The sequence below is a fragment of the Bacillus gaemokensis genome (assembly GCF_001590835.1).
In the GTDB taxonomy this organism is placed as follows: domain Bacteria; phylum Bacillota; class Bacilli; order Bacillales; family Bacillaceae_G; genus Bacillus_A; species Bacillus_A gaemokensis.
This window is the reverse complement of record NZ_LTAQ01000069.1, coordinates 144,952-167,821: the sequence shown is the minus strand read 5'-3', so window position 1 is coordinate 167,821 and position 22,870 is coordinate 144,952. Positions and strand designations below refer to the sequence as shown.

The 22,870-nt window shown below is 35.5% G+C and carries 24 protein-coding genes, 1 riboswitch and 1 other annotated feature; of the genes, 8 read left to right on the top strand and 16 right to left on the bottom strand.

Features of this window, described 5'->3' with window-relative positions:
- Positions 1 to 19: 19 nt before the first annotated feature.
- Positions 20 to 244, bottom strand: a complete 225-nt coding sequence (locus AZF08_RS26970) for a hypothetical protein (RefSeq protein ID WP_003196257.1) — start codon at positions 242 to 244, stop codon at positions 20 to 22.
- A 183-nt stretch (positions 245 to 427) separates the two neighbouring features.
- On the opposite strand from AZF08_RS26970, the gene AZF08_RS26965 reads away from it, so the two are divergent.
- On the top strand, positions 428 to 940 hold the full coding sequence (locus tag AZF08_RS26965; RefSeq protein WP_033675275.1) for a Crp/Fnr family transcriptional regulator: 513 nt from the start codon (positions 428 to 430) through the stop codon (positions 938 to 940).
- 59 nt (positions 941 to 999) lie between these two features.
- On the opposite strand, the gene hmpA is transcribed toward AZF08_RS26965, so the two are convergent.
- From hmpA to AZF08_RS26950, 3 genes are all read right to left on the bottom strand, one after another.
- Entirely contained in the window at positions 1,000 to 2,208 is a 1,209-nt protein-coding gene (gene hmpA, locus AZF08_RS26960; protein ID WP_033675274.1) for an NO-inducible flavohemoprotein, read from the bottom strand.
- Between the two features lie 450 nt (positions 2,209 to 2,658).
- Positions 2,659 to 3,177: a hypothetical protein gene (locus AZF08_RS26955; RefSeq protein ID WP_033675273.1), complete on the bottom strand. Its 519-nt coding sequence runs from the start codon at positions 3,175 to 3,177 to the stop codon at positions 2,659 to 2,661.
- Between the two features lie 123 nt (positions 3,178 to 3,300).
- Positions 3,301 to 4,398, bottom strand: a complete 1,098-nt coding sequence (locus tag AZF08_RS26950; RefSeq protein WP_033675272.1) for a site-2 protease family protein — start codon at positions 4,396 to 4,398, stop codon at positions 3,301 to 3,303.
- Between the two features lie 272 nt (positions 4,399 to 4,670).
- On the opposite strand from AZF08_RS26950, the gene AZF08_RS26945 reads away from it, so the two are divergent.
- The gene (locus AZF08_RS26945; RefSeq protein ID WP_033675271.1) at positions 4,671 to 4,868 is read left to right on the top strand and encodes a hypothetical protein; all 198 of its coding nucleotides are present in this window, start codon (positions 4,671 to 4,673) and stop codon (positions 4,866 to 4,868) included.
- A gap of 54 nt (positions 4,869 to 4,922) precedes the next feature.
- On the opposite strand, the gene AZF08_RS26940 is transcribed toward AZF08_RS26945, so the two are convergent.
- Positions 4,923 to 5,774 (bottom strand): hypothetical protein, encoded by an 852-nt coding sequence (locus tag AZF08_RS26940; RefSeq protein ID WP_033675270.1) that lies wholly within the window; start codon positions 5,772 to 5,774, stop codon positions 4,923 to 4,925.
- 118 nt (positions 5,775 to 5,892) lie between these two features.
- On the opposite strand from AZF08_RS26940, the gene AZF08_RS26935 reads away from it, so the two are divergent.
- Positions 5,893 to 6,669 carry a class I SAM-dependent methyltransferase gene (locus AZF08_RS26935; protein WP_033675269.1) on the top strand — a complete coding sequence of 259 codons (777 nt, stop codon included), beginning with the start codon at positions 5,893 to 5,895 and terminating at the stop codon, positions 6,667 to 6,669.
- A gap of 35 nt (positions 6,670 to 6,704) precedes the next feature.
- On the opposite strand, the gene AZF08_RS26930 is transcribed toward AZF08_RS26935, so the two are convergent.
- Entirely contained in the window at positions 6,705 to 6,914 is a 210-nt protein-coding gene (locus tag AZF08_RS26930) for a hypothetical protein (protein ID WP_033675268.1), read from the bottom strand.
- A gap of 285 nt (positions 6,915 to 7,199) precedes the next feature.
- On the opposite strand from AZF08_RS26930, the gene AZF08_RS26925 reads away from it, so the two are divergent.
- Both AZF08_RS26925 and brnQ3 read left to right on the top strand, forming a co-directional pair.
- Complete coding sequence (locus AZF08_RS26925; RefSeq protein ID WP_033675267.1) at positions 7,200 to 8,738, top strand: bifunctional metallophosphatase/5'-nucleotidase; 1,539 nt, start codon at positions 7,200 to 7,202, stop codon at positions 8,736 to 8,738.
- Between the two features lie 43 nt (positions 8,739 to 8,781).
- Positions 8,782 to 9,038, top strand: a binding site (T-box leader).
- Between the two features lie 58 nt (positions 9,039 to 9,096).
- On the top strand, positions 9,097 to 10,452 hold the full coding sequence (brnQ3, locus tag AZF08_RS26920; protein WP_033675266.1) for a branched-chain amino acid transport system II carrier protein BrnQ3: 1,356 nt from the start codon (positions 9,097 to 9,099) through the stop codon (positions 10,450 to 10,452).
- 28 nt (positions 10,453 to 10,480) lie between these two features.
- Here brnQ3 and AZF08_RS26915 read toward each other — a convergent pair whose 3' ends face one another.
- The 6 genes from AZF08_RS26915 to AZF08_RS26890 all read right to left on the bottom strand — a co-directional run bounded on the left by AZF08_RS26915 (position 10,481) and on the right by AZF08_RS26890 (position 14,454).
- Positions 10,481 to 10,744, bottom strand: coding sequence for a DUF3992 domain-containing protein (locus AZF08_RS26915; RefSeq protein ID WP_033675265.1), 264 nt, complete (start codon positions 10,742 to 10,744; stop codon positions 10,481 to 10,483).
- 102 nt (positions 10,745 to 10,846) lie between these two features.
- Positions 10,847 to 11,479, bottom strand: a complete 633-nt coding sequence (locus tag AZF08_RS26910; protein WP_033675264.1) for a response regulator — start codon at positions 11,477 to 11,479, stop codon at positions 10,847 to 10,849.
- A gap of 1 nt (position 11,480) precedes the next feature.
- Complete coding sequence (locus AZF08_RS26905; RefSeq protein ID WP_033675263.1) at positions 11,481 to 12,533, bottom strand: sensor histidine kinase; 1,053 nt, start codon at positions 12,531 to 12,533, stop codon at positions 11,481 to 11,483.
- Positions 12,533 to 13,273, bottom strand: a complete 741-nt coding sequence (gene liaF, locus AZF08_RS26900; protein ID WP_033675262.1) for a cell wall-active antibiotics response protein LiaF — start codon at positions 13,271 to 13,273, stop codon at positions 12,533 to 12,535. The genes AZF08_RS26905 and liaF overlap by 1 nt, the downstream gene beginning before the upstream one ends.
- Positions 13,274 to 13,380: 107 nt before the next feature.
- A complete protein-coding gene (locus AZF08_RS26895) occupies positions 13,381 to 14,043 on the bottom strand; it encodes a PspA/IM30 family protein (protein WP_033675261.1) in 663 nt (220 codons plus the stop codon).
- Between the two features lie 54 nt (positions 14,044 to 14,097).
- A complete protein-coding gene (locus tag AZF08_RS26890; RefSeq protein WP_033675259.1) occupies positions 14,098 to 14,454 on the bottom strand; it encodes a lmo0954 family membrane protein in 357 nt (118 codons plus the stop codon).
- Positions 14,455 to 14,828: 374 nt separating this feature from the next.
- Between AZF08_RS26890 and AZF08_RS29465 the strand changes: the two genes are divergently transcribed.
- Positions 14,829 to 15,422: a hypothetical protein gene (locus AZF08_RS29465; protein ID WP_051725795.1), complete on the top strand. Its 594-nt coding sequence runs from the start codon at positions 14,829 to 14,831 to the stop codon at positions 15,420 to 15,422.
- Positions 15,423 to 15,446: 24 nt separating this feature from the next.
- A complete protein-coding gene (locus tag AZF08_RS26880) occupies positions 15,447 to 15,743 on the top strand; it encodes a DUF4240 domain-containing protein (RefSeq protein ID WP_051725793.1) in 297 nt (98 codons plus the stop codon).
- A gap of 90 nt (positions 15,744 to 15,833) precedes the next feature.
- On the opposite strand, the gene AZF08_RS26875 is transcribed toward AZF08_RS26880, so the two are convergent.
- From AZF08_RS26875 to gltP, 3 genes are all read right to left on the bottom strand, one after another.
- Positions 15,834 to 17,150, bottom strand: a complete 1,317-nt coding sequence (locus tag AZF08_RS26875) for a Na+/H+ antiporter NhaC family protein (RefSeq protein WP_033675324.1) — start codon at positions 17,148 to 17,150, stop codon at positions 15,834 to 15,836.
- Positions 17,151 to 17,244: 94 nt separating this feature from the next.
- Positions 17,245 to 17,349: riboswitch (SAM riboswitch) on the bottom strand.
- Between the two features lie 304 nt (positions 17,350 to 17,653).
- Entirely contained in the window at positions 17,654 to 18,172 is a 519-nt protein-coding gene (locus tag AZF08_RS26870; RefSeq protein WP_033675257.1) for a DUF402 domain-containing protein, read from the bottom strand.
- Between the two features lie 64 nt (positions 18,173 to 18,236).
- Positions 18,237 to 19,511, bottom strand: coding sequence for a glutamate/aspartate:proton symporter GltP (gene gltP, locus AZF08_RS26865; RefSeq protein WP_033675256.1), 1,275 nt, complete (start codon positions 19,509 to 19,511; stop codon positions 18,237 to 18,239).
- Positions 19,512 to 19,926: 415 nt separating this feature from the next.
- On the opposite strand from gltP, the gene AZF08_RS26860 reads away from it, so the two are divergent.
- Complete coding sequence (locus tag AZF08_RS26860) at positions 19,927 to 21,219, top strand: murein hydrolase activator EnvC family protein (RefSeq protein ID WP_033675254.1); 1,293 nt, start codon at positions 19,927 to 19,929, stop codon at positions 21,217 to 21,219.
- 186 nt (positions 21,220 to 21,405) lie between these two features.
- Here AZF08_RS26860 and AZF08_RS26855 read toward each other — a convergent pair whose 3' ends face one another.
- Positions 21,406 to 22,764 carry a sodium-dependent transporter gene (locus AZF08_RS26855; protein WP_033675253.1) on the bottom strand — a complete coding sequence of 453 codons (1,359 nt, stop codon included), beginning with the start codon at positions 22,762 to 22,764 and terminating at the stop codon, positions 21,406 to 21,408.
- Positions 22,765 to 22,870: the final 106 nt, after the last annotated feature.

Genomic DNA, 22,870 nt, shown 5'->3' with positions numbered 1-22,870 from the left:
ATGTCATATTGACATCTTTTTAGTGAAGGAGTGACCACCCCATAAAATCTTCATGTACTTGACGTGCTCGTTTATCATTTCGGTCATACAATTCAGCATAACTATCCGTTTCTTCATCGTAAGCCATCGTATAAATAATTTGTCCATCTATTTCAACTGATAGAACGACTCCGCCCTTCATCTCTTCTACATGTATGACGGCATTAGCTGGAATTTTCATATCAGTCATCTTCGCATCTAACAATATACTAAACCCCCTACAGCGTATTCATTGCTAGTACTATTACACACTAAATAGTATACTACTGTAATAGCATACATTTCGTCAATAAAATTGCTGTTTTGTAAGCTTTTTTATATTTATATTATAGAAATACTATAGAACATTTAAAATGAACCTATAGAAATACATAGTGAGGTGCTAACATTGATTTTACATAAAGGAGAAGTATTATTTCGTCAAGGTGAGGACGGGCCTTTATACTTTATTAAAACTGGTTTATTGAAAGTAATTCGATTACAAGAAGACGGGACACCTTTTTTATTTAACATTATTGTGCCTGGCGAAACGATTCCTCACCATTCTTTAATTTCACCGAAAGAATATCACGGTACAGCAATTGCTTTAATTAAAACAGAAGTAGAACCTATTGTTTCTAATACATGGTACGAAAAACTACAGGCCAATCCTGAATCCTACGCTGATGTTGCTATGCAACTACAAATGAAATTACGAATGATGCAACAACGCATTGACCAATTAACAACGGTTTCTCCAAAAGAACGTCTTCACCGTTTACAAGAATGGTTTTCATTATATTTAGGAGGCGTTCCCATCTATGAAATTTTAACTCAAACAGAAATTGGTCAACTCATAGGAATTCGCCGCGAAACAGTAAATCGCTTACTCCGAGAGCAAACAAAAAACGAGGTAAACTAACACCTCGTTTTTCGCTTTATCCCTCGATTCACGTACAAAAACAATTCATAGATTTCACTTTATTGCAAACTTGCTGCTGGTCCGAAAAATTCATAATGAATACGCTCTGAAGCGACGCCCCACTCTATTAAAGATTTGTGAACATGCTTCATAAATGGTACTGGACCACAGAAGTAAACTTCTACATCATTTGTAGGAACGACAGATTGTAACCAAGCTAAATCAATCAATCCTTCTTTATCAAAGTTCTTCGCTTGTAAATCTTGTTCTGTCGGTGAAGAGTAACAAGTATATGCCCTTACTCGTTCATACTCATTCGCAGTCTTCTGTACATATTCTTTCATAGCATGGACATTGCTATTTAATGCTGCGTGAATAAAGTATACGTCGCGGTCCGATTCTTGTTCAATTAATGTATTTAACATACTCATCATCGGTGTAATTCCAACACCGCCACTGATTAACACAACCGGTAGGTTTGAATCCATATTTAATACAAAATCTCCCGCTGGTGCACTTAGTGGCAGAATATCTCCCTCTTGAACATGATCGTGTAAATAATTAGATACCTTTCCGTCCGGTGTCTCTGCAGCTGTTTCTCGTTTTACACTAATACGATAGTATCCTTTTCCAGAAGCGTCTGATAAACTATACTGACGATTATGCGTATACGTTTCACCTTTTATACTTAATTGAACCGTTACATATTGACCAGGTAAAAATGAAGACAACTCTCCACCATCTTCTGGTCTTAGATAAAATGATGTAATTACATTACTCTCTTTTTCTTTTCTCACAACGATAAAGTTACGAAAATCTCTCCAACCGCCTTCTTTTTTCGCTGCATCTTCATACATTCCTGCTTCAACACCAATAAATGCATCAGCGATTACACCATACGCTTCTCCCCAAGCATTTAAAACTTCCTCTGGTGCCTCTGCAACCTCTTTAATTGCTTGTAATAAGCATGTACCTACAATTGGATAATGTTCTGCTTTAATCCCTAAACTACGATGCTTATGAGCAATTTGCTTTACGACAGGAATAATCGCTTCTAAATTATCAATATATGTTGCTGCCGCATAAACAGCATTTGCTAATGCCTGTTGCTGTCTACCCTTTTTCTGATTGGTATGATTAAAAATATTCAATAACTTAGGATGTTCTGAGAATAAAATTTGATAAAATCGCGTTGTAATCTCCACACCTTTTTCTTGTAATAATGGTACCGTTGATTTTACAATTTCAATTGTTTTTGCATTTAACATTATATCCCACTCCTTTATTTCCTTAACTATTGCTAGTTTAAACGATATTTAAACGGGGTGTTGTGATTTTAATCACTATAAACATGGTGTTTTTGTGAAAAATGTATGAACGATTTATTTATATCCTGCTATTCACAGTTCGTAATATCAACATCTCAGAATACATCGGAAACAAAGCAGATAAAGTGAAACTTTAATCAGTGGGGTTTTCTCCATCCCCCACTGATTATTAGCCTTCACCAATCGGAATTTTACGAGCAGTTTATCTTCCACCTAACTTCTTTTCTCTTGCTGAACTTTAAGGCGGGAGCATTACTACTCTCGAATCGCGTGATAAATAGGTAAGTAAACTACCTTAATAGACAATGAAAAAACGAATTAAACTTTACTTTATACACTGTGATATCTTTCCCAAAAGAAAATAAGTTAACCAATATCCTAGTTAACTTATTACGAAGTTTGTAGTGCCTGTTCAATCACTTGCACATCTCTTCCATTTCCAAACTCTGTATATCCCCATATATTTGTTTCACCTGTATATTTGTTTGCAATAATATCTAAGTCATGATAAATACGATGCGCGTAAACTATATATTCAATCTTCCGAATTTCAACACCCTTTTTTAATAGTTCATAACTTCTTCTCACATCTCGTTTCATCTTCTCGTTTTTGATTTCTTTATGTATCTCTTTTAAAGACGGTTCTTGTTCTTGAAACCACTGCACTAGATAGTTCCAATCTCCTTCCGTATACTTTTCAGCTTTACCATAATTTAAGAAATTGTTATAACTTTCGTGTGTCGTGCGAATAAATTGCAATACACTTTTCTTTTCTTCCACACCCTCTACTTGTGGTATTGCAGATACTCCAGCTGGTTTACTTGCGTAATATAATAAGACTTTCATTAACCCGTAGCTCGCAATACCCATCACTATAATAATTCCAAGTATCCCCCACAGCCTCTTCATATACCAAACTCCTCTTCTACCATGAATGTTACAACTATTCTTATGTACCGTTATGTTTGTAACATTCTCTTATAGAAACAGAAATCCTGTATAAATCCTTCTTATCATTTCGACACTGCTTTTCTACACATTTCGCTGCGGCAAGTGCTCCTGTAAAACTGAATACCCTTCATAAGCAGTGTAACCAAGTATTGCAAGTAACCCAATATAACAAGCAAACACTGTCCATTTTGTTTTTGTATCAATTTTATAGTAGTCTTCTTGCTGTTTCTTTTCTTTTTCCCATTCATTCAATTTTCTTTCTGATACTTCTAACGCTTCTTTTACACGAATGAAATGTTCTTCTTTTTCATCTTCATATGGTACATAGTCAAGCGGCTCAAATTTCGGTAATATATATTCCAGCACTTCTATCTTTTGGCGCTCTCCAGTTTCTAATGTCTTCTCTTTTTCTTTCTGTCTAAGCAAACCCATTTCATAATGAATCATATAGATTTCTCGATGAATAGCTTCTGTTTCATAGAATTCTTCTTGGAATTTTCTAATATAACTCTTCATCATTTCTACCTTATATCCTAATTCTTCAATCGGTTTATTCCGCTTCATCACTCTATACAATTCCATACAACCTATTATAAAAATAAATCCACCCATAATACTTTTATAAACAATAGAATAACCAAGTAATATGGCAAGACCTACTCCCCAAATTTTCGTACTAACTACTGAAATAATACGTCCACCATCTAATGGAGAAACAGGAATTAAATTAAAGAAATTCAACATGCTTCCCAATAAAATAACAAGGGCCCAAAATGGTTCATTTGTCATCATATACAGCGGAATAGCGGGTAAAAATGATAACAGACCAAAAAGAGGTCCCATATAAGCAATATAAGCTTCATCCTTTGCATTTTTTGGCATCTCTTTCATACCAATAAGAGCACCCATAAAAGGAATAAAAATCGCTGGAGACGTAGGTATGCCTTTTCTTCTTGCTGCCCACAAATGCCCCATTTCATGAACAAAGAGCAGATAAATCAGTGCTACCCCAAATTTCCAACCATATATAGCTGCATATGCCCCAAGGGATAACAGCATACTAAACGCCGTTGAAAATTTCGCGAATTTAAAAATTGCAAATACCCATTTTAACTTAGAAAGCAAAAATATCCCTACTGCAGCTACAATTCCCCATAATCCTTTTGTATTATTTTTCATATTCCTCTCCTTCTTTTTCTTTTTCTTTTTCTTTTTCTTTTTCTCTATTATGCCATATTTTTTTCTTTTATTGGAAATGACGTTTATAATACCCAAAATTAGCCGAAAATATAATAGAACTACTTTCATCACGATACACTTCATTTTTAACGATGAAAAACACTTACAATCTAGATTTTTGGGGCAACTATCCTTCTTCTCTTCAACACAATGGCTATGATTAAGGTTTGTTGCTCGAGAATCATCAAATAATGAAAGGAGGTAAATATAAAATGTCATTACAATCTTTCATGATCGGAGCCCTTTCTTTCTTAGCCTCGACACTGATTTTTTATACAGTTGGCTATTTACTACTATTAGATTGGTTACCGAACCATTTATTTATTGCCCTTATTATTCTTTCTGCTCTTATGATTTCGTATCTTATCACCCGAAAAACAACGAATGAGCCTTCTGCAAAAACAAAATAATAGAGTGAACCGAGAGGTTCACTCTATTATCATTTCCTAGGAAAGATTTTTTAACTATCTTTGCAAATTCATTTTTTCACCATAATCTTTTACAATTTGAATAATGTTTTGAAATGTGCCTACTTTTTCTTTTTTATGATTTAATACTTGTAAATCATAATGATCATAATAACTTTCTAATGCTTTTAATTGAGAAGCTGAAGCCTGTTCTATAGGAACAGATAAATTGAATTCATATTGTTTATACCCTTCTCTAATTTTTTCCGCTGGAATCATTTCACTCATCCGCTTTCCCACTACCTGCTGTACCTTTTCAGGAAAGATAAATTGAAAATAATACGTTCCCTCTTTTTCTAAAGTTTTATATAACGAATCCGAAATTGTATAAAATACGGTGTAATTTATTTTCTTCTCATTTGTTTTAATATGAAATGCAGTAATTTGCAAATCCTTTTTTGTCACTTCTGTTAATGCACTCACTTTTGTATCGTCATTGTTTTCTTCAGTAACAGCTGGAAGTATAGATAACAGTTGTTCTGTGCTAGACTTTGTAAGCATATACGTTTCCTTTTCATCCTGTAGCCATCCTTGGCGAGACTCTCCTCTTAACCATGCACGATATGTTTTTTTCTTTCCATTCTCCTCAATTTGTATTTCGTACTCTGGCTCTCCAAAGCTTCCTGTTATTTTTTGTTTTTCCGCCTTATTAATAATGTCAACTACTGCTTTTGCTTCCTCTCGCTTTAAGACCTTTTCTAACTTTCCTTTTTGTATGATTGTTATATTTATACTCTCCTGCATATCACTCACCGTCTCTTCTACTTGTTTTTTCTCCTTCTTTTGTTCAACTTGACTACACGCTACTAATAAAAAAACAAATATAAACAGTAAATATTTTTTGTTCACTCCAATTCCTCCTATCCAACAATTCCAACAATAAGAAACACTTCTCACTTCTCAAAATAAAACAAAAACGTTATGTATAAAAAAATAAGATATACTACATATGAAGGGAGGCTTTCACATGTCCATTAATTTTCACGATGCTAACAATAAATACACCTACGCAATGCGTAAAGCAAATACCTCTTGGCGGGAAATGCTACAAAACATCATAGATATAAAGGGAAAAAACGTCATCGATATTGGCTGCGGTGGTGGCATTTACACGAAAGAACTCGCACTTATGGGTGCTAATAATGTCGTCGGTTTCGACTTTTCAAAAGAAATGTTACAAGCTGCAAAAGAGAATTGTAATACATTCAAAAACATCTCATTCATTCACGGTGACGCTCACCATACTACATTTGCTAATGAAACATTTGATATTGTTATTTCTCGCGCTGTTATTCATCATTTGCAAGACACCCCGAAATTTTTAAAAGAGGCCTCTCGCATTTTAAAGAAGAATGGGCTGCTTATTCTTCAAGACCGTACCATTGAAGATTGTACAATTCCAGGGAGTCCAGAACATATTCGCGGCTATTTTTTCTCCGTTTATCCAAAGCTCATTCAAACCGAAGCAAAAAGAAGACCAAAAGCTTCTTATATCCAGCAATTATTAACACAGAGCAGCTTACATCCGCTACCTATTCAATCAAAATGGGAAATCCGAAAAACTCATGATTCTATCGAAGCTTTAATACAAGATCTATCCCCACGAACAGGTCGATCCATTTTATATGATTTAACAGACAATGAACTTTCTCAATTGCTACATCATATCCACACTGAATTACACAATGTAGCTCCAATTATCGAACAAGATCGCTGGACCATTTGGAGCGCTACAAAAGCGTAAGAAAGCCTCACATAATTCCGTGAGGCTTTCTCTTTTCATAATCTAACTTTACAGCACTCTTGATATCCTCCACTTCTGGCCTGAGCACTTCCACACTTCGAACATACTAAATATCTAGACTGACTTGTCAACAAACTACCTTTTTGAAAGAGCAACACTTCTGCTTGTTTAAACGAACGCGAATAATATAACCATATGAAACCACACATAATGATAATTCCCAATAGTACACCCATCGCAAGCATTTTCGTCACCTCTTTTTTGGTTTGTTCTTTCCAGATAAGTGGATTGTAGTATTATTCTCTATTCATAAAAAAGATTCCTGCTTTCCTTCTCTAATTGTCATATTTCATAAAAAAGGTTACAATTCCTCCTATAGTTTTACGAATTTTTTACAAAAGATTCACTCCTACTTCTCATACAATAAAGTGAAACTTCCATCAATATTTTTTATCCTTACCGATAGTAATCCCTCACAAATCAGGATGAAAATTCACACCCTAAAATATATTTACTAGAGGAGTGTCAACATGCCCTATTTGTTATTATCCACTTTTCTTATCAAGTTCATTTTTTCTTTTCTATTTCTCTCTTCTCCATCTACCAATATATCCGTACAACTCATCGGTCTCAATGATTTTCATGGTCAGTTAAATACGACTTCAACATTGCATGGGAAAGCAGTAGGGCGTGCTGATTATATAGCGGCTTATATTCAATCCTATCGTGATAAAAAACCTAACACTTTACTCGTGCATACAGGAGATATGATTGGCGGAAGTCCACCTATTTCAGCACTTTTTCATGATGAACCAACGATGGAGTTTTTAAATACTCTTCAATTTGATGTTGGTACAATAGGAAATCATGAGTTTGATAGAGGCCCTATAGCTTTGCAACAACTAATTAGTGGTGAATCCGTTCCACAAACAAATTCGTTTTCGGGTAGTTCATTTCCTTACACATGTGCAAATGTTGTAGACAGTGAAACAAATCAACCACTCTTCCCCCCCTATACAATTAAATGGATTGATGGTATTCCAATTGCCTTCATTGGTGTCATCACAAAGGATACTCCTTTCCTAACGATGTACACTAATATGTCATCTATTCGCTTTTTAGATGAAGCCACTTCAATTAATCACTATGTACATCAACTACAAAAGAAAGGTATTCATGCATTTGTTATTCTTGCTCACCTTGGTGGTAATACGACAGGAAGTAATACAAATGGCGCTCTAGCTGATTTAGCCACTCAAATAAATTCAGATGTTGATATTATCTTTGGTGGACATACCCACTCTTATATAAATGGTAAGGTAAACGGGAAACTACTTGTTCAAGCATATTCATACGGAAAAGCATTTTCAAACGTAACTATTACATTAAATCGTCAAACGAAAGATATTACGAAGAAAGATGCAACAATTGTCCCCGTCTACCAAAATAAACTTTCTCCCGATTTATATATACGGAATTGGATAGATTCTTACGCAGCAAAAATCCGTCCTAGAGTAACAGAACGCCTAGGCGTAACGAATCATGAGTTAACCCGAGATCAGAATGAACACGGCGAATCAAAATTAGGAACAGTTCTTGCCATGGCCCAGCGACAAGCTATGCAGACCGATATCGCTTTTGTAAATCCTGGAAGCATTCGTCACGATTTAAAAAAAGGAGATATTACCTGGGAAGATACTTTCCTCATACAGCCATTCGGCAATCCATTAATTAAAATGGATTTATCAGGAGCAGAAATCCGCAATGCCTTGCAAGAACAATGGAAAGAAGAAACTCGCATGTTACAAATTTTAGGGATTCACTATACTTGGAAGAATCACACAATCCAAACAATTTCATTAGATGACGGGACACCATTACACGATGATCAAATATACTCAGTTGTAGTTAACTCTTTCTTAGCAAACGGAGGAGATAAATTTATGACATTTAAATTAGGAAAAAATCGCACCGAGGGCCCAACAGATCAAGAATCATTTGCAAATTTTATCCGCTCTGTTACTCATATAAATACACTTCCTCAAAACTTTATTCAAAAAATCTATTGACTTTATGAAAAAAACATGTGAAAATACTGTCAGAATACTTGAACAAAATTCATTGAAGAGAACGAGTACGTTATAAAGCTGTTCCCCAGAGAGTTGGCATTTTGCTGAAAGCCAATGTTCAGTGCGTAACCGAAAATCATCTCCGAGAAGTAGAACCGAACGATGTAGTAAGTTCTTACCGGTCGTCCCCCGTTACAAGGAACACGTATCATGTTGTACGTTGCAAAGCCGCATACATATAGATATTTCTACATGTATGAACTAGGGTGGTATCGCGGGTAAATATAACTCGTCCCTTTTTTAAGGGGCGAGTTTTTTGTGTTCTTACGGATGAATTTTTCTAAAAGGAGGAACAACAATGAAAACTGTATCAAAAAAACATGTTTTTTTCACAGGTCTTATGCTATTTTCTTTATTTTTTGGAGCAGGTAATTTAATTTTCCCTCCAATGCTTGGTCAAAATGCTGGTGAACACTTTTGGCCAGCAATGATTGGATTTTTACTAACTGGTGTCGGTTTACCACTATTAACAGTTATTGCAATTTCTCTTTCAGGTAATGGAATGCAGCAACTTGCTAGTCGTGTTCACCCCATGTTCGGGATTTTCTTTACAGTTGTCGTATATATTTCAATTGGTCCATCTATGGGAATTCCACGTGTTGCCAACGTCGCTTACGAAATGGGTGTTAGTTCGTTTTTACCAGAAACAGTTCGTACTAGCAGCTTAGCACTATTTCTATATACAATCATTTTCTTTTCCATCGTATATTGGCTTAGCTTAAATCCTTCTAAGCTAGTTGATCGTATCGGAAATCTATTAACGCCTATTTTATTACTTTCTATTTTTTTATTATTTGTCAAAAGTGTATTCACCCCACTTGGACAATCAGGACCAGCGATGCAAGAGTATCAAACGTCTCCTATCTTCAAAGGGTTTATGGAAGGATATTTAACAATGGATACCATTTCAGCACTTGCATTTGGAATTATTGTTGTAAATGCAATCCGCTCTAAAGGTATCGAAGATCGTAAATCAATCGCAATTGCAACGACAAAAGCAGGACTTATTGCGGCTACTGGTCTCGTACTTGTATATGGAGCACTTGGTTGGCTTGGTGCAACTAGTATTTCTCTTGGATATGCAAAGAATGGCGGTCAATTGCTTACTATTATTGTTCAACAATTATTTGGTCCTTATGGCCTTACTTTATTAGCAGTTATTGTTACACTTGCTTGTTTAACAACATGCGTTGGCCTTATTGCAGCATGTAGTCAATATTTCTCAACGTTATTTACAAAATTTTCATACAAGAATTTAGCCGCTACAATTTGTGGATTAGGACTACTAGTAGCAAACCTAGGGCTAACAAACATTATTGCTATCTCTGTCCCAATTTTACTTGTTGTATATCCAATCGCTATCGTACTGGTACTATTATCACTACTTCATAAGTACTTCGGCGGTTACCGATCAGTTTATGTCGGTGCTTTAATTGGCGCAGCAGTAATAAGTGTATTCGATGGATTAAAGCAAGGAAATATATCAGTCACATTTATTACGTCTTATTTTGAATCTATCCCATTATACAGCGAAGGAATTGGTTGGTTCTTACCGGCACTAGCAGGAGCAATTATTGGTCTTGTAGTCGCAAAGTTAAAGGGTACAACACCAGTACCACTAATAGAAATTCATTCTGAAGCTGAGGCCTCCTAATAACAAAACTCCCATTTAAGGGAGTTTTTTATATTTGGTAAGAAGTATGGTTAAAGCTACTTACTTTATACGCCTTCATATAATATTCAAGATTCGTATCAACTGTTTCTACTTTTACAACATCATAGCCATCTTTTTGTTTTACTAGAAATAAATAATAATCTTCTTTCGACTCGATAATCGCAATACAATCCGTATCAACATCATACTGCTCCTGCAGTGCCTGCAATGCGTTCACGAAATTCCCTAACTTTTCTTTTTTACCTGTTTCAAATATCGTTTGAACTAACATACACTCTCCCCCTTTGTATGTACTGTTTCTAATTAAATGATAACGCTTTCAAGAAGGTGCGTCAATAAAGGAAGCTTCCACAATGCGTATGGAAGCTCTTTTTTATTTCGTTAATTGATGCCTAAATGCATAAATAACCGCCTGCGTACGATCACTTACATTTAATTTATTCAATATATTACTTACATGCGTTTTCACTGTCTTGAGCGCAATAAATAATTCGTCTGCAATTTCCTGATTACTTTTCCCTTCTGCAATTAACAATAAAATTTCAAATTCTCTTTCTGTTAAATCTTCATGAAGGGGCTGTTCTTTCTTCTGGCGCATACGAGACATCATTTTTCCAGTCACTTTCGGCTCTAACACTGTTTCCCCATCATAAGTCGCTCTCACTGCATCTGCAATATCACTGGCTTTTGACGTTTTGAGTAAATAACTCGTTGCTCCCGCCTCAATGACAGGATATAATTTTTCATCATCTAAAAAGCTTGTTACGACTACGATTTTCGCTTCTGGCCATTCTTGAATAATTGCACGCGTTGCCTCAACACCATCCATTTCATCCATTACAAGGTCCATTAAAATAATATCTGGCTTTAAGGTTAACGCTAATTCCGAACCTTTTCTTCCATTTTCAGCTTCTCCAACTACTTCAATATCTGATTGTGTCGATAAATACGCCGATACGCCCATCCGAACCATTTCATGATCATCAACAAGTAATACTTTAATCATGTTATTCCCCCTCTCTCTCTATCATAATTGGCACTTTCACTTCAATTTGTGTACCTTTATTTGGGAAGCTTAGTACCTTTAACGTTCCACCAATTTCATGGACACGCTCTTGAATAGACCTTAAACCATATGATCCAGCCTTATTGACACCTACTTTGAATCCAACACCATCATCAATGATTTTTAGAATTGCATATTGATCAATTTGCCGAAGACGTACCTCCGTTTTCTTTGCTTTCGCATGCCGCAGTGTATTAGACAATGCTTCTTGCACAATACGGAACAAATGATCTTCCACACCTTTTTTCAATTGAATTGGTTCAATCAGCCATTCAATTTTCATATGTTGTTTTCTAGAAAGTTCTGTTAATAACTCTTCTATACCTTCAGTCAATTTTTTACCTTCAAGTTGTACAGGACGCAAATGAAGAAGTAATGCCCTCATTTCTGATTGTGCATTCACAACCATATTTTCAACAAGATGTAATTGTTTTTTTGTTGTTTCTGGAATTTTGTCAACCTGCTCATTAATGGCTGACATCATCATAGACATTGCAAATAACTGCTGACTCACTGAATCATGCAGTTCCCTAGCTAATCGATGCCTTTCTTGAGAAATAGCTTCTTGTCTCATCTCTTCATTCCAATGAGCTCGTTCATTCGTTACTTTTTGAAACAATCCAGCTTGTTCCTCTAATCGCTTAGCAAGCGCAATTACCTTTCGCTCTACTTCATGAAATTCATCCTCTGCAGTAAACGAAACGTCCTTTGGAAAATTCCCTCGCTCTACTTCAAATAAAAAAGTATTTAAGCCTTGAATACGTTGTTGCATATAGTAACCAATCGCATATCCGACAATCCCCCCAATAAGAAGACTTGTGCTCATAATGAACAAGCTAATTGGAACAGAAGCGATGGATTCTTTCCATAATAAATCGTATACATCTTGCCCACTTTTCCATACATACACAATCGTACAAATAAGCGCGATACTAACAGAAGATAACATAGAGTAACGAATATACATCCATGAAATATTCTTTTGCTTTTTCATTATACTTTCCTCACTTCCGTATCGCCTACGACAAGCGAAGAAATAATTTTAATACGACGAGGTGCTTCTTTATACTGCTCTGTCTTGAACGTAACATTTCGATTAAACCCTGTTTCTTCATGCCCTGGAAGCAGCATTCTACCAACAATAACAGAATGATTTAAAGATAATTCAATATCGTAAGGAACATACAAACGAATATTCCCAATAACACCGCGAATCACAATAACCGTTTCGCCCTCTGGGATCATCGCAGTCGTCAAATCAATTTCAACATCACCGACTCCATACTGAACATTAATATCTTCTAGCTCATAAATATGATCCATCATTCGTACATTACCTACCATCATATTTTTCAAATATGGTTCTGTACGATATATTTGTTTGTCTTCATCTATATATCCTTTTTCTTTAATTTCTACCTGGACAACTTTTTGCTTCTGCTTTCCTTGAATAAGTTGATAGCCGATAAAAGCTAAGCAAGCAAATACAACGAGCACGAAGGCTGCCGAAGAAAATAGGAAGAATAAAAAAACAAGACCTCCGACAAATAAAAACACATTCCCTCTCACATAACGATTCTTTTTTCGATAATGCCTACCAAACATAATCATAATAAATGCAAAAATAAGGCCGCCTGGTTCAAAATGTCCAAGAACCATATCAATAAAAAGACCAAATCCAAATATGATGAGGAGCATCCCCACTAATTGTGTTTTTGAAAATTGTTGCTTCATTTCAGCTCCCCCCTTCTTATTACATATAAATAGAAGAAAAAGGTATTGCTTTCCAACACCTTTTCTTCTCTCACTATATCATAAGCACGTTTTATAATATACTACAATTATTTTATTACTTCTTTATCTAAAGATACTTCATTTTTTTCTTTCATTTCACGCTCAAGCTTTGCAATTTTCATATCAAATGTATCACGCTCATGATCTTCATTCATGCGCAGCTCTAAATCACGAACGTGATCTTCAATTTCTTCAAATCGTAAAAATGGGTTATTTTCATCCATTTTATGAAGAGCCGTATTCATCCGACGATTCGCATGCGCCATATTTTCACGTGCCATTAATTCCATACGCTTCGCATTCATTTCTTTTAGCTTGTTTTTCATTTCAGATAAGCGACGTTCTAATTCGTCAATTTGCTCCTCAACACCTGCATACATTTCTTCTAAGCGAGCTACTTGCCCTTCGTAGTACGCCACTTCTTCTAATGCACGTTCATGTAATTGTAATTCTCCTGCTTCTTGTGCAATTACAGCTTGCTTTGATCTCTTATTTACGAAGTAACGAGCCTGCTCAAGTTCCCGAGCAAAGTTAGATTTTAATGTTTTATGACGCTGAATTAACTTTTCAATTTTTGTTACTTCACGCTCACTATCGCGTAAATATTGATTTAACATAGCAATTGGATTTTTTCTTTCCTTCTCATCTAAAACATTATGGAAATCTGCTAAAATCGCCTCACGTACACGTCCGAATAAAGATTGTTTCATTATAATCTTCCTCTCTTCTACTTTATAATTTAAGTTGTTTTATATTAGTTTTCATTAGTTTTTTATTAATTTGTTCCACTCAGCTTCAAAGTTACTGTATGGTTTAGAACCTTCTGAAGTAGAATCAACTACTACATCTTTTTCTTTTTTCCACTCACGGTACCCGTAGTATAGAACTACTAATGCCCCGATCCCAATTAATGCTGGAGAGTAGGAAAGGGCGATTGACAAGCCGATTAAACCGACAATACCCCAAGCTAACTTTCCAAAAAATGATTGTGCTCGCACAAATGATTTATAGCTCCAATATACAATCCCAGCTCCAATTGCCAATCCTACAATACCAGCAAAACTACTAAGAGCAATTAAAGCCAGAATACCAGCTGCGATAAACGCTAAAAATTGTTTCATCTTGTGCTCGCCTCCCTTCGATTTGATACTCTTATCTTAACTATTTTTTCATTTTTCCATAACGAGCTTAAGAACCGTTTTCGAATCAGACTTAAGACCTATTTCAGGTCAGCCCTATATTAACTCTCACCAATCGGACTTTTACGGGCAGTTATCCCCCACCTATCTTCCTCATTTCTCTCCGAACCTTGAGGTGGGGGTCTTACTACCCTAAAATAGCGGGATAAACCAAACAGGAGAGCTAAAAAGAACATTTTCTTTAGTAAATATGGCTTTAAAGTTTTTATTAAGGCTTATGAAATTCTTGTTGCATCCTATAATTAGGCATAGATAATAAAAGAGTATCTATGCCTAATTATAGGGGGCCGGATATATTGAAAGAGAAGCGCATTCAACCTGTAGAAATTGGTGATATCTATGCGGTGACTTTACCTAATAATTGGTACGGAGCTGTTCGAGTGATAAATAGAATAAGTAATTCCACTTTACTTGCAACAACTCCCTATTTAGATGTAGGCATCCCAAACCTAGAAGATAAACGTTTACACCATATTTTGAAAGAAAATCGCTTTTTCTATGAAAATGAACTTGCATTATATTGGGTAGATGGACATGTTCCACCAGACGCTATTTATCTTGGGAACATTCCTCTCTCCAATATAGAGAAGAAATTAACATGTTCTTCATATAGCGGTGGATGGGACGAACATATTGGCATAGAAGTTTGGCATGAATGGCGCTGGAAACACGATAGAGTAAACTTTGAAAAAGAAATACGTGAAGAAGAAGAAAACATGCTGCGTGAATGGAAAGAGCTACCACAGTCTCCCAAAGAAATGATGGAGGATTGTACATTTTGGAAAATTATTTCCCTCTTAGATTTGGAATTACAAGTCGAAGATAATTATGATGTATTAGAACCTGCCATCGAGGCACTGTCCCTTATGAAAGTAAAAGATATAAAGTAATTTCATGAATCTCTATCTTATAAATTGTATCTCTTAGATACAATAGAGCATGCCAAACATATTAGCACAGCTTCCTTTTGCAAAACAAAAGATTATGTTTCAGCCGATGGGTTCTTATATACACGCTGTCTTGCAATCGCGAGAGGAAAAGATTTATACGAACAGGCTCTAGTAGAACCTGTTCATATGCCAAAAGACGAAGAGTTTGAACCGCTACTATATCTGGCAGAAAAAGCATATATGCGAAGGATGAATAAAGACTTTAAATATGAAACAGGATGTGATTATGAATCCTTTTCAAATAAAGCAGGTTGGAAGTAAGTGTATACACTACATTAAAAAAACTTTTTCATATTGTAAACCAAAGAGCGATTCGAAAAAAGGATGCCTTATACAAGACATCCTTTTTCTTTACGCTGTTTTATGATATTTCTTTTTTTCCGCCGCCTTTGAAAACCGCGGAAAGCCAATCAGAATTGAAACTATACCACAAATCCCAACTAATATTGGATAAAATGCATATGGCAACAATTCAATCGGAGATAATGCTGCAAATCCTGCTGCCGTTAACATTTGAGCACCATATGGAACTAATCCTTGAACACAACATGAGAAAAGATCTAATACACTCGCTGATTTTCGTGGATCAATTTCATATTGATCCGCAATATTTTTTGCAAGTGGACCCGTGAATATAATAGAAATGGTGTTATTCGCTGTGCACATATTCGTCAGACTAACTAATCCAGCAATCCCAAATTCTGCACCTTTTTGCGAACGAATATTACGTGTTAATGTATCCATTAAATATTGAATACCACCATTATATTGAATGATTTCAACCATTCCACCGATTAAAATGGCCAATAGCACTAGCTCCATCATCCCGTTGATTCCCGTTGTTACACTTTTAAAGAAGCTTGCCAATGTATAACTTCCATCTACAAGGCCTATAACTCCAGATAAAACCGTTCCACCCGTTAATACAATGAGCACATTCCATCCAAGTAACGCTGTAACAAGCACACCTGCATATGGCAAAATTTTCACCCAGTCAAATGTATGAGCTTTTATTTCTGTATGATTCCCTAATGTAATGAAAACCAATAATAAAATTGTAATTATTGCAGCTGGTAATACAATTAAGAAATTTGTTTTAAACTTATCCTTCATTTCTGTTCCTTGCGAACGAACAGCCGCAATTGTCGTATCAGAAATAAACGATAGATTGTCACCAAACATTGCCCCACCGACAACTGTCGCCATTGTTAACGCAATAGAAATACCTGTTTGACCACTAATCCCTACTGCAATTGGTGCTAGTGCCGCAATAGTTCCCATTGAAGTCCCCATTGCTAATGAAATAAATGATCCTATAATAAAAATTCCGGCAACGATAAACCCTTGCGGTAAAATAGAAAGCGCTAAGTTTACGGTAGAGTCCACTCCACCCATTCCTTTTGCCGTTTCAGAAAACGCACCAGCAAGTACAAAAATTAGCACCATTATCATTATATCCGGATTACCAGCCCCTTTGGCAAACCGTTCAACTTTCACTGTAAAGCTTTCTTTACGATTCATCGCTAATGCAATCCCTACAGCAATTAAAATCGCTACAAGTATCGGCAATTTATAAAAATCACCCGTAATAATTCCAGAGCCAATAAATAGAGCCAAAAATATTCCAAGTGGTAATAAAGCCCACCCATTTCCTCTCGTTTGTTTCACAGTAACATCTCTCCCTATTTCTAAACCTTTTCTATCTAATAACAAAAGACCTCTTCCGAAAAGAAGAGGTCTTATACATTTATAAGAAACACTCTCCTCATCTTTCAAGCACATGCTTGCTGGATTTGGCACAGCACTCTATCGTGAGTCCGCTGCCGAGGCATCGTAGGGCCAGTCCCTCCGCCTCTCTTTATAAGAAGGTTTCATATTTTATTTTTAATAGTAATTTCTTATCTAACTTTACCCGCTTACAAATCAAAAGTCAATTATTATTTGTATGAAAATAATTGGTATTTTTTGATATTTATACAAAATCGCGAATAAAGTGAAACTTCCATCAGTGGGGGGTTTCTTCATCCCCCACTGATTATTAGCCCTCACGAATCGGGCTTTTACGGGCAGTTATCCCCCACCTATCTTCCTTGCTTCTCTCTGAATCTGGAGGTGAGGGTATTACTGCCCGCAAATAGCGGGATAAACCAAGCATTCCAAAAGAAACAATATCATTTTAATTTTTGAATTTCTGTTTCTAAAACTGTAATCCAAGAAAACTTTTCTTTTTCAATTGCTGCAATCATCCACTTGGCTGTATTCCAAGCTATATTATATTCTTCTTTAGAAATATCTCCAACTGTATAAGCTTCTTCTAATTCATCTTCATCCAACAAATATACATCTCCATTAGGTAGTAACACTACGTCCAAATATAAATCATCGAAATACGGCATACCTCGTTCATCTATTTTATATTCCTTCGCTACATCAATATAATACTGTACTAATTTTTTCTTTTCATCCAGCATAGCTGTAATTGCAAAGTTTTTATCGTTTATAAAATACTGGATCCATGTGTATCCATCATTTACAATACAGAGTTTTTGATTATTATATTGCTTGTAACTAGGTCCTTTCACTTTTTTCATATGCAGTATCCCTAACATTCCTTGCTCTATGTTCTTCACTACATATGTTTTCTCTATTAACCGTTCCCACGAAGAACCATCTCCGTATTTCCTTTTCATTACTCTCTCCCCTTTTTATACAGAAAAACCCCCACATTTTATGTGAGGGCCCTATCAATAGCTATTAAGCTGCTTGCTGTTTCTTGGAAATTTCTTTTAAATAAGCTTGTCCTTTTGCATCATCATATTGACCTTCCCACTTAGACATAACAACAGCTGCTAAAGAGTTACCTACTACGTTAACTGCCGTACGTGCCATATCTAGAATTCGGTCAATACCAGCAATAAATGCTAAACCTTCTGCCGGGATACCTACTGTACCAAGTGTTGCTAATAATACAACGAATGATACTCCTGGTACACCCGCAATCCCTTTAGATGTAACCATTAATACAAGCAATAATGTAATTTGTTGCGAGATTGATAAATCAATACCGTACATTTGCGCTAAGAAAATCGCCGCAATTGCTTGGTATAGCGTCGATCCATCTAAGTTAAATGAATAACCAGTTGGAATAACGAAAGATGTAATTGCTTTCGGACAACCGAATTTTTCCATCTTCTCCATAATTTTCGGTAAAACTGTCTCTGAGCTCGCAGTAGAATACGCTAAAATAAGCTCGTCCTTTAAAATCTTAAAGAATTGGAAAATATTAATTCCGAATATTTTTGCCGTAAGCCCTAATACAACTACAACGAAGAAAATCATTGCTCCATATACGACAATTAGTAATTTCCCTAACGGAATTAATGAAGATAGACCAAATGTAGAAACTGTAACACCAATTAGTGCAAATACACCAAATGGAGCGAATTTCATAACTTGGTTTGTTACATAAAACATTGCATCTGCTACACCTTGGAAAAATTGAAGAACCGGTCTTCCTCTTTCACCAATCGCTGCAACTCCTAAACCAAATAATACAGAGAAGAAAATAATAGCAAGCATATCGCCATCAGCCAATGACTTCATAATGTTCGTCGGAACAATATTTACAAATGTATCCGCAAACGAATGACTTTGTACTTGCTCTGTTGTAGCTGTATATTTTGAAATATCTGACTTTGTTAATTTATCCATATCGACGCCGTTTCCTGGTTGGAAAATATTCGCTACCAGTAGGCCTACAACGATTGCAATTGTTGTAATGATTTCAAAATAAATAATTGTCTTTCCACCTAATCGTCCTAGCTTTTTCACATCACCAACGCCAGCAACACCAACAACGATGCTCGCTACAACAATCGGTACAACAATCATTTTAATTAATCGAATGAAAATATCACCAATTGGTTGTAAATATCCTGCAACTGCTGTATTACCATAAAAGATCGCCCCAACTGCAATACCAAGCGCAAGCCCTATTAAAATTTGCCATGCAAGTCCTATCCTTTTCATACTTGCTGCAACCCCCTTCTTAGATGCTTTATACTCTATTATTCTCATTTATTATAAAACAATGAAATCAAGAGTATTACATATTATTCGACAATTCACTACATTTGTCTCTGTTTAAAATGATAAGTCATAAAATTAAATCTGACAACAAAATAAGTTTGCGTGAACACAAATAATTCTCTTGACAAAAATAAATCCCATGTCATAAAACCTAACATGAGAACGATTCCTGACGTTATTTATCAACATTTTCTCTATATCATTTCTATAACATCAAACGACATAATATACAAAATTTACCTCATTCCCGACAATTCATAGTACATTTATAAAACTTTCTTTACATTATGGTTACAACAATAGGTATTCTTCCAACTATGATATATACTTCATAAGGGAAAGGAGCTAGACAACTATGAAAAAGAAACTCACTTTCAGCGTCTTAGCAGCAGGCACTATTTTTGTTTCTCCATTGCTATCACCAGCATACGCAGAAACAAGTCAAGATAAATTATCTAATATCCAATCTGAACTAGAAGGTAATCAACAAGAATTACATAATAAATCAGCAGAAAAAGAACAGATGGAAAAAGAGATACAAGATTTACAGAAAAAGATTGATGAATTAACAACTTCTATTAATAAAAATGAAGCTGATTTAAATACTACAAAAAAAGAAATTAGCAAAACGCAACAAATAATTGCTGAGAAAAAAAAGCATATCGAACAATTACAAACAAATATCGACACACGTCAAGATGTTATTAAACAACGATTACAATCTATGCAAGAAAAACCGCGAACAAACATTATTACAGAAGTATTAGCAAGCTCAAATAATATTGCGGATCTTGTTGAAAATATGTATTCTGTTAATTTAATTTTAAATAACGATACCGATATCGTAAAAAAACAAACAAATGATCAAGAAACTGTAAAAAAAGAAAAAGAAGCTATTGAAAAGAAAGAACAACAACTGAAAGAATCCGAACAAAAGTTAGAACAAAAACAACAAGAACTACAGACAAATCATGAGCAGCAACAAACTCTAATTAACGATTTGCACGGTAAAGTATTGAAAGTAGATTCAGAGATTGACGGACTAGAAGAATCCAAAAACATTCTAGAAAACCAACGCCAAGCGGTTCAAAAAGCAATCGAAGAAGAAAAGAGAGCTGAAGAAGCACGCAAAGCCGAAGAAGCGCGCAAAGCCGAAGAAGCACGTAAAGCTGCAGAAGCACAAAAACAAACTTCACAAACAACTACAACTTCTATAAAAGAAGTTTCACCAACTACGCAAGATACAAACAAAGGTGGTTTCATCAAGCCTGCAGCTGGCTCAAAAACTTCTGGATTTGGCACCCGTTCCTTAGATAATCATAAAGGCATCGATATTGCAGCTTCGGGAACCGTTCCAATTATAGCAGCTGCCGATGGCGTTGTTATTCGTTCTGAGCTATCGTCTAGTTATGGGAATGTTGTATATCTGTCACATCGCATAAATGGCAAAACTTATACAACAGTATATGCTCATATGAGTAGCCTCTCTGTATCTAATGGACAAACTGTACAGCAAGGTCAGCAATTAGGATTTATGGGGAATACCGGACAATCTTTCGGACAACATTTACATTTTGAGCTTCATATCGGGGAATGGAATGTAGGTAAGACAAATGCAGTTGATCCTTCTTCTTATATAGGATTATAAAAACTCGGTTCATACCGAGTTTTTTATTTATATCCAGTTTTTTAACACTTTGTAGGCATTTTACATAACCTGAAACAAAATACCTATTCATCCGGTGGAAGACACATAAACAAATTCATTTCGATAGCCATAAAAGCTCTCATTGACAAGATAAAATAAAAAAGACAAGGAATCCCCCTCGCCTTTTTATTTTACAAACATCTTAAACACACCAATTGCATTTAAAAATACGATTACTACTGTTACGGGAATAATATAGCGCAGTAAGAAAAACCACACATTAAATAATGTTTTCCCTTTTGTTTCTGTTACTTCTAATTCTTTCATTAATAAATCCTTACTCATTTTATTCGGTACGAATAACGAAATTGCTAATACTCCTAATGGAAGCAATACATTACTTACTGCAAAATCCACTAAGTCAAAAAATGTCTTTCCGAATATTTTCACATCACTCATAACCCCAAACGATAATGCTGCTGGAATTCCAACCGCGAAAATTAGTAATCCAATGATAAATGATGCGGAAGGACGTTTTTTCTCATTACCTTTTGCCACAGAAGCAACAACAATTTCAAGCATTGAAATTGCAGAAGTTAACGTTGCAAAGAAGAAGAGAATTAAAAACATAATAAAGAAAAATTGTCCAAGTGGTATTTTGGCAAATACAGCTGGCAGAATAATGAACAATAACCCAGGTCCATCTGTCGGTTTAACCCCTAGCGCAAAGACTGCCGGGAAAATCGCTAATCCCGCAAGCACTGTAATAAAAATTGTTAAGCTCACAATTGATGTAGCTGATTTCGCTAAATGTTCTTCTTTCTTTAAATATGAGCTGTATGTTACCATTACCGAAGCTCCTACCGTTAGCGAGAAGAAAGATTGTCCCATCGCATACAAAATATTATCTGCTGTTAACTTTGAAAAATCTGGTTTTAAGAAAAACTCTACACCAGCCCATGCACCATCAAGTGTAAGAGCACGAATAATAATAGTAATAAACAAAATAAATAATAACGGCATCATATATTTACTTGCCTTTTCAATCCCTTTTTCTACACCTTTACTTACAACAAAAATGGTACAAAGCATAAAGATTAACTGCGCCCCAACTGCGCTTGCTGGATTTGAAATTGTTTGTTCAAACACTTTTCCGTATTCCATTCCCTCGCTCCAGAAGTTACCTGTCACACTATAATATAAATATAATATAATCCATCCACCTACTACACTGTAAAAGGATAGTACACTAAAACAAGTGACAACCCCCATACGACCAATCCATGGATATACTTTACTATTTGGTACTAACAATTTATATGCAGTAACCGCTTCTTTTTGTGTACTACGCCCAATAACAAACTCCGCTAAAAGAAGAGGCATACCAATAAATAAAGTTAACAATAAGAAGACTAGAAAAAACGCTCCTCCCCCTCCACTACCTGCAACATACGGAAACTTCCATATTGCTCCAAGTCCTACTGCGGCTCCAGCTGCTGCGAGTACAAAACCAATTTTCGACGTCCATTGCTGTGTTTCTTTCATTATAAATTCTCCTTTTCTGAATATTTTCACTTCTCTCGATTATACACTTTCATTTCATACTCGCACACCTCCTTTAGAAAATAAAAAAGTCCCCTACACGCTACTA

Excerpts from the sequence above, each read along its gene's own strand:
- hmpA (WP_033675274.1), bottom strand. The coding sequence starts at position 2,208 with ATGTTAAATGCAAAAACAATTGAAATTGTAAAATCAACGGTACCATTA.
- AZF08_RS26955 (WP_033675273.1), bottom strand. The coding sequence starts at position 3,177 with ATGAAGAGGCTGTGGGGGATACTTGGAATTATTATAGTGATGGGTATT.
- AZF08_RS26950 (WP_033675272.1), bottom strand. The coding sequence starts at position 4,398 with ATGAAAAATAATACAAAAGGATTATGGGGAATTGTAGCTGCAGTAGGG.
- AZF08_RS26945 (WP_033675271.1), top strand. The coding sequence starts at position 4,671 with ATGTCATTACAATCTTTCATGATCGGAGCCCTTTCTTTCTTAGCCTCG.
- AZF08_RS26935 (WP_033675269.1), top strand. The coding sequence starts at position 5,893 with ATGTCCATTAATTTTCACGATGCTAACAATAAATACACCTACGCAATG.
- AZF08_RS26930 (WP_033675268.1), bottom strand. The coding sequence starts at position 6,914 with ATGCTTGCGATGGGTGTACTATTGGGAATTATCATTATGTGTGGTTTC.
- AZF08_RS26925 (WP_033675267.1), top strand. The coding sequence starts at position 7,200 with ATGCCCTATTTGTTATTATCCACTTTTCTTATCAAGTTCATTTTTTCT.
- brnQ3 (WP_033675266.1), top strand. The coding sequence starts at position 9,097 with ATGAAAACTGTATCAAAAAAACATGTTTTTTTCACAGGTCTTATGCTA.
- AZF08_RS26915 (WP_033675265.1), bottom strand. The coding sequence starts at position 10,744 with ATGTTAGTTCAAACGATATTTGAAACAGGTAAAAAAGAAAAGTTAGGG.
- AZF08_RS26910 (WP_033675264.1), bottom strand. The coding sequence starts at position 11,479 with ATGATTAAAGTATTACTTGTTGATGATCATGAAATGGTTCGGATGGGC.
- AZF08_RS26905 (WP_033675263.1), bottom strand. The coding sequence starts at position 12,533 with ATGAAAAAGCAAAAGAATATTTCATGGATGTATATTCGTTACTCTATG.
- liaF (WP_033675262.1), bottom strand. The coding sequence starts at position 13,273 with ATGAAGCAACAATTTTCAAAAACACAATTAGTGGGGATGCTCCTCATC.
- AZF08_RS26895 (WP_033675261.1), bottom strand. The coding sequence starts at position 14,043 with ATGAAACAATCTTTATTCGGACGTGTACGTGAGGCGATTTTAGCAGAT.
- AZF08_RS26890 (WP_033675259.1), bottom strand. The coding sequence starts at position 14,454 with ATGAAACAATTTTTAGCGTTTATCGCAGCTGGTATTCTGGCTTTAATT.
- AZF08_RS26870 (WP_033675257.1), bottom strand. The coding sequence starts at position 18,172 with ATGAAAAGGAAATACGGAGATGGTTCTTCGTGGGAACGGTTAATAGAG.
- gltP (WP_033675256.1), bottom strand. The coding sequence starts at position 19,511 with ATGAAAAGGATAGGACTTGCATGGCAAATTTTAATAGGGCTTGCGCTT.
- AZF08_RS26860 (WP_033675254.1), top strand. The coding sequence starts at position 19,927 with ATGAAAAAGAAACTCACTTTCAGCGTCTTAGCAGCAGGCACTATTTTT.
- AZF08_RS26855 (WP_033675253.1), bottom strand. The coding sequence starts at position 22,764 with ATGAAAGAAACACAGCAATGGACGTCGAAAATTGGTTTTGTACTCGCA.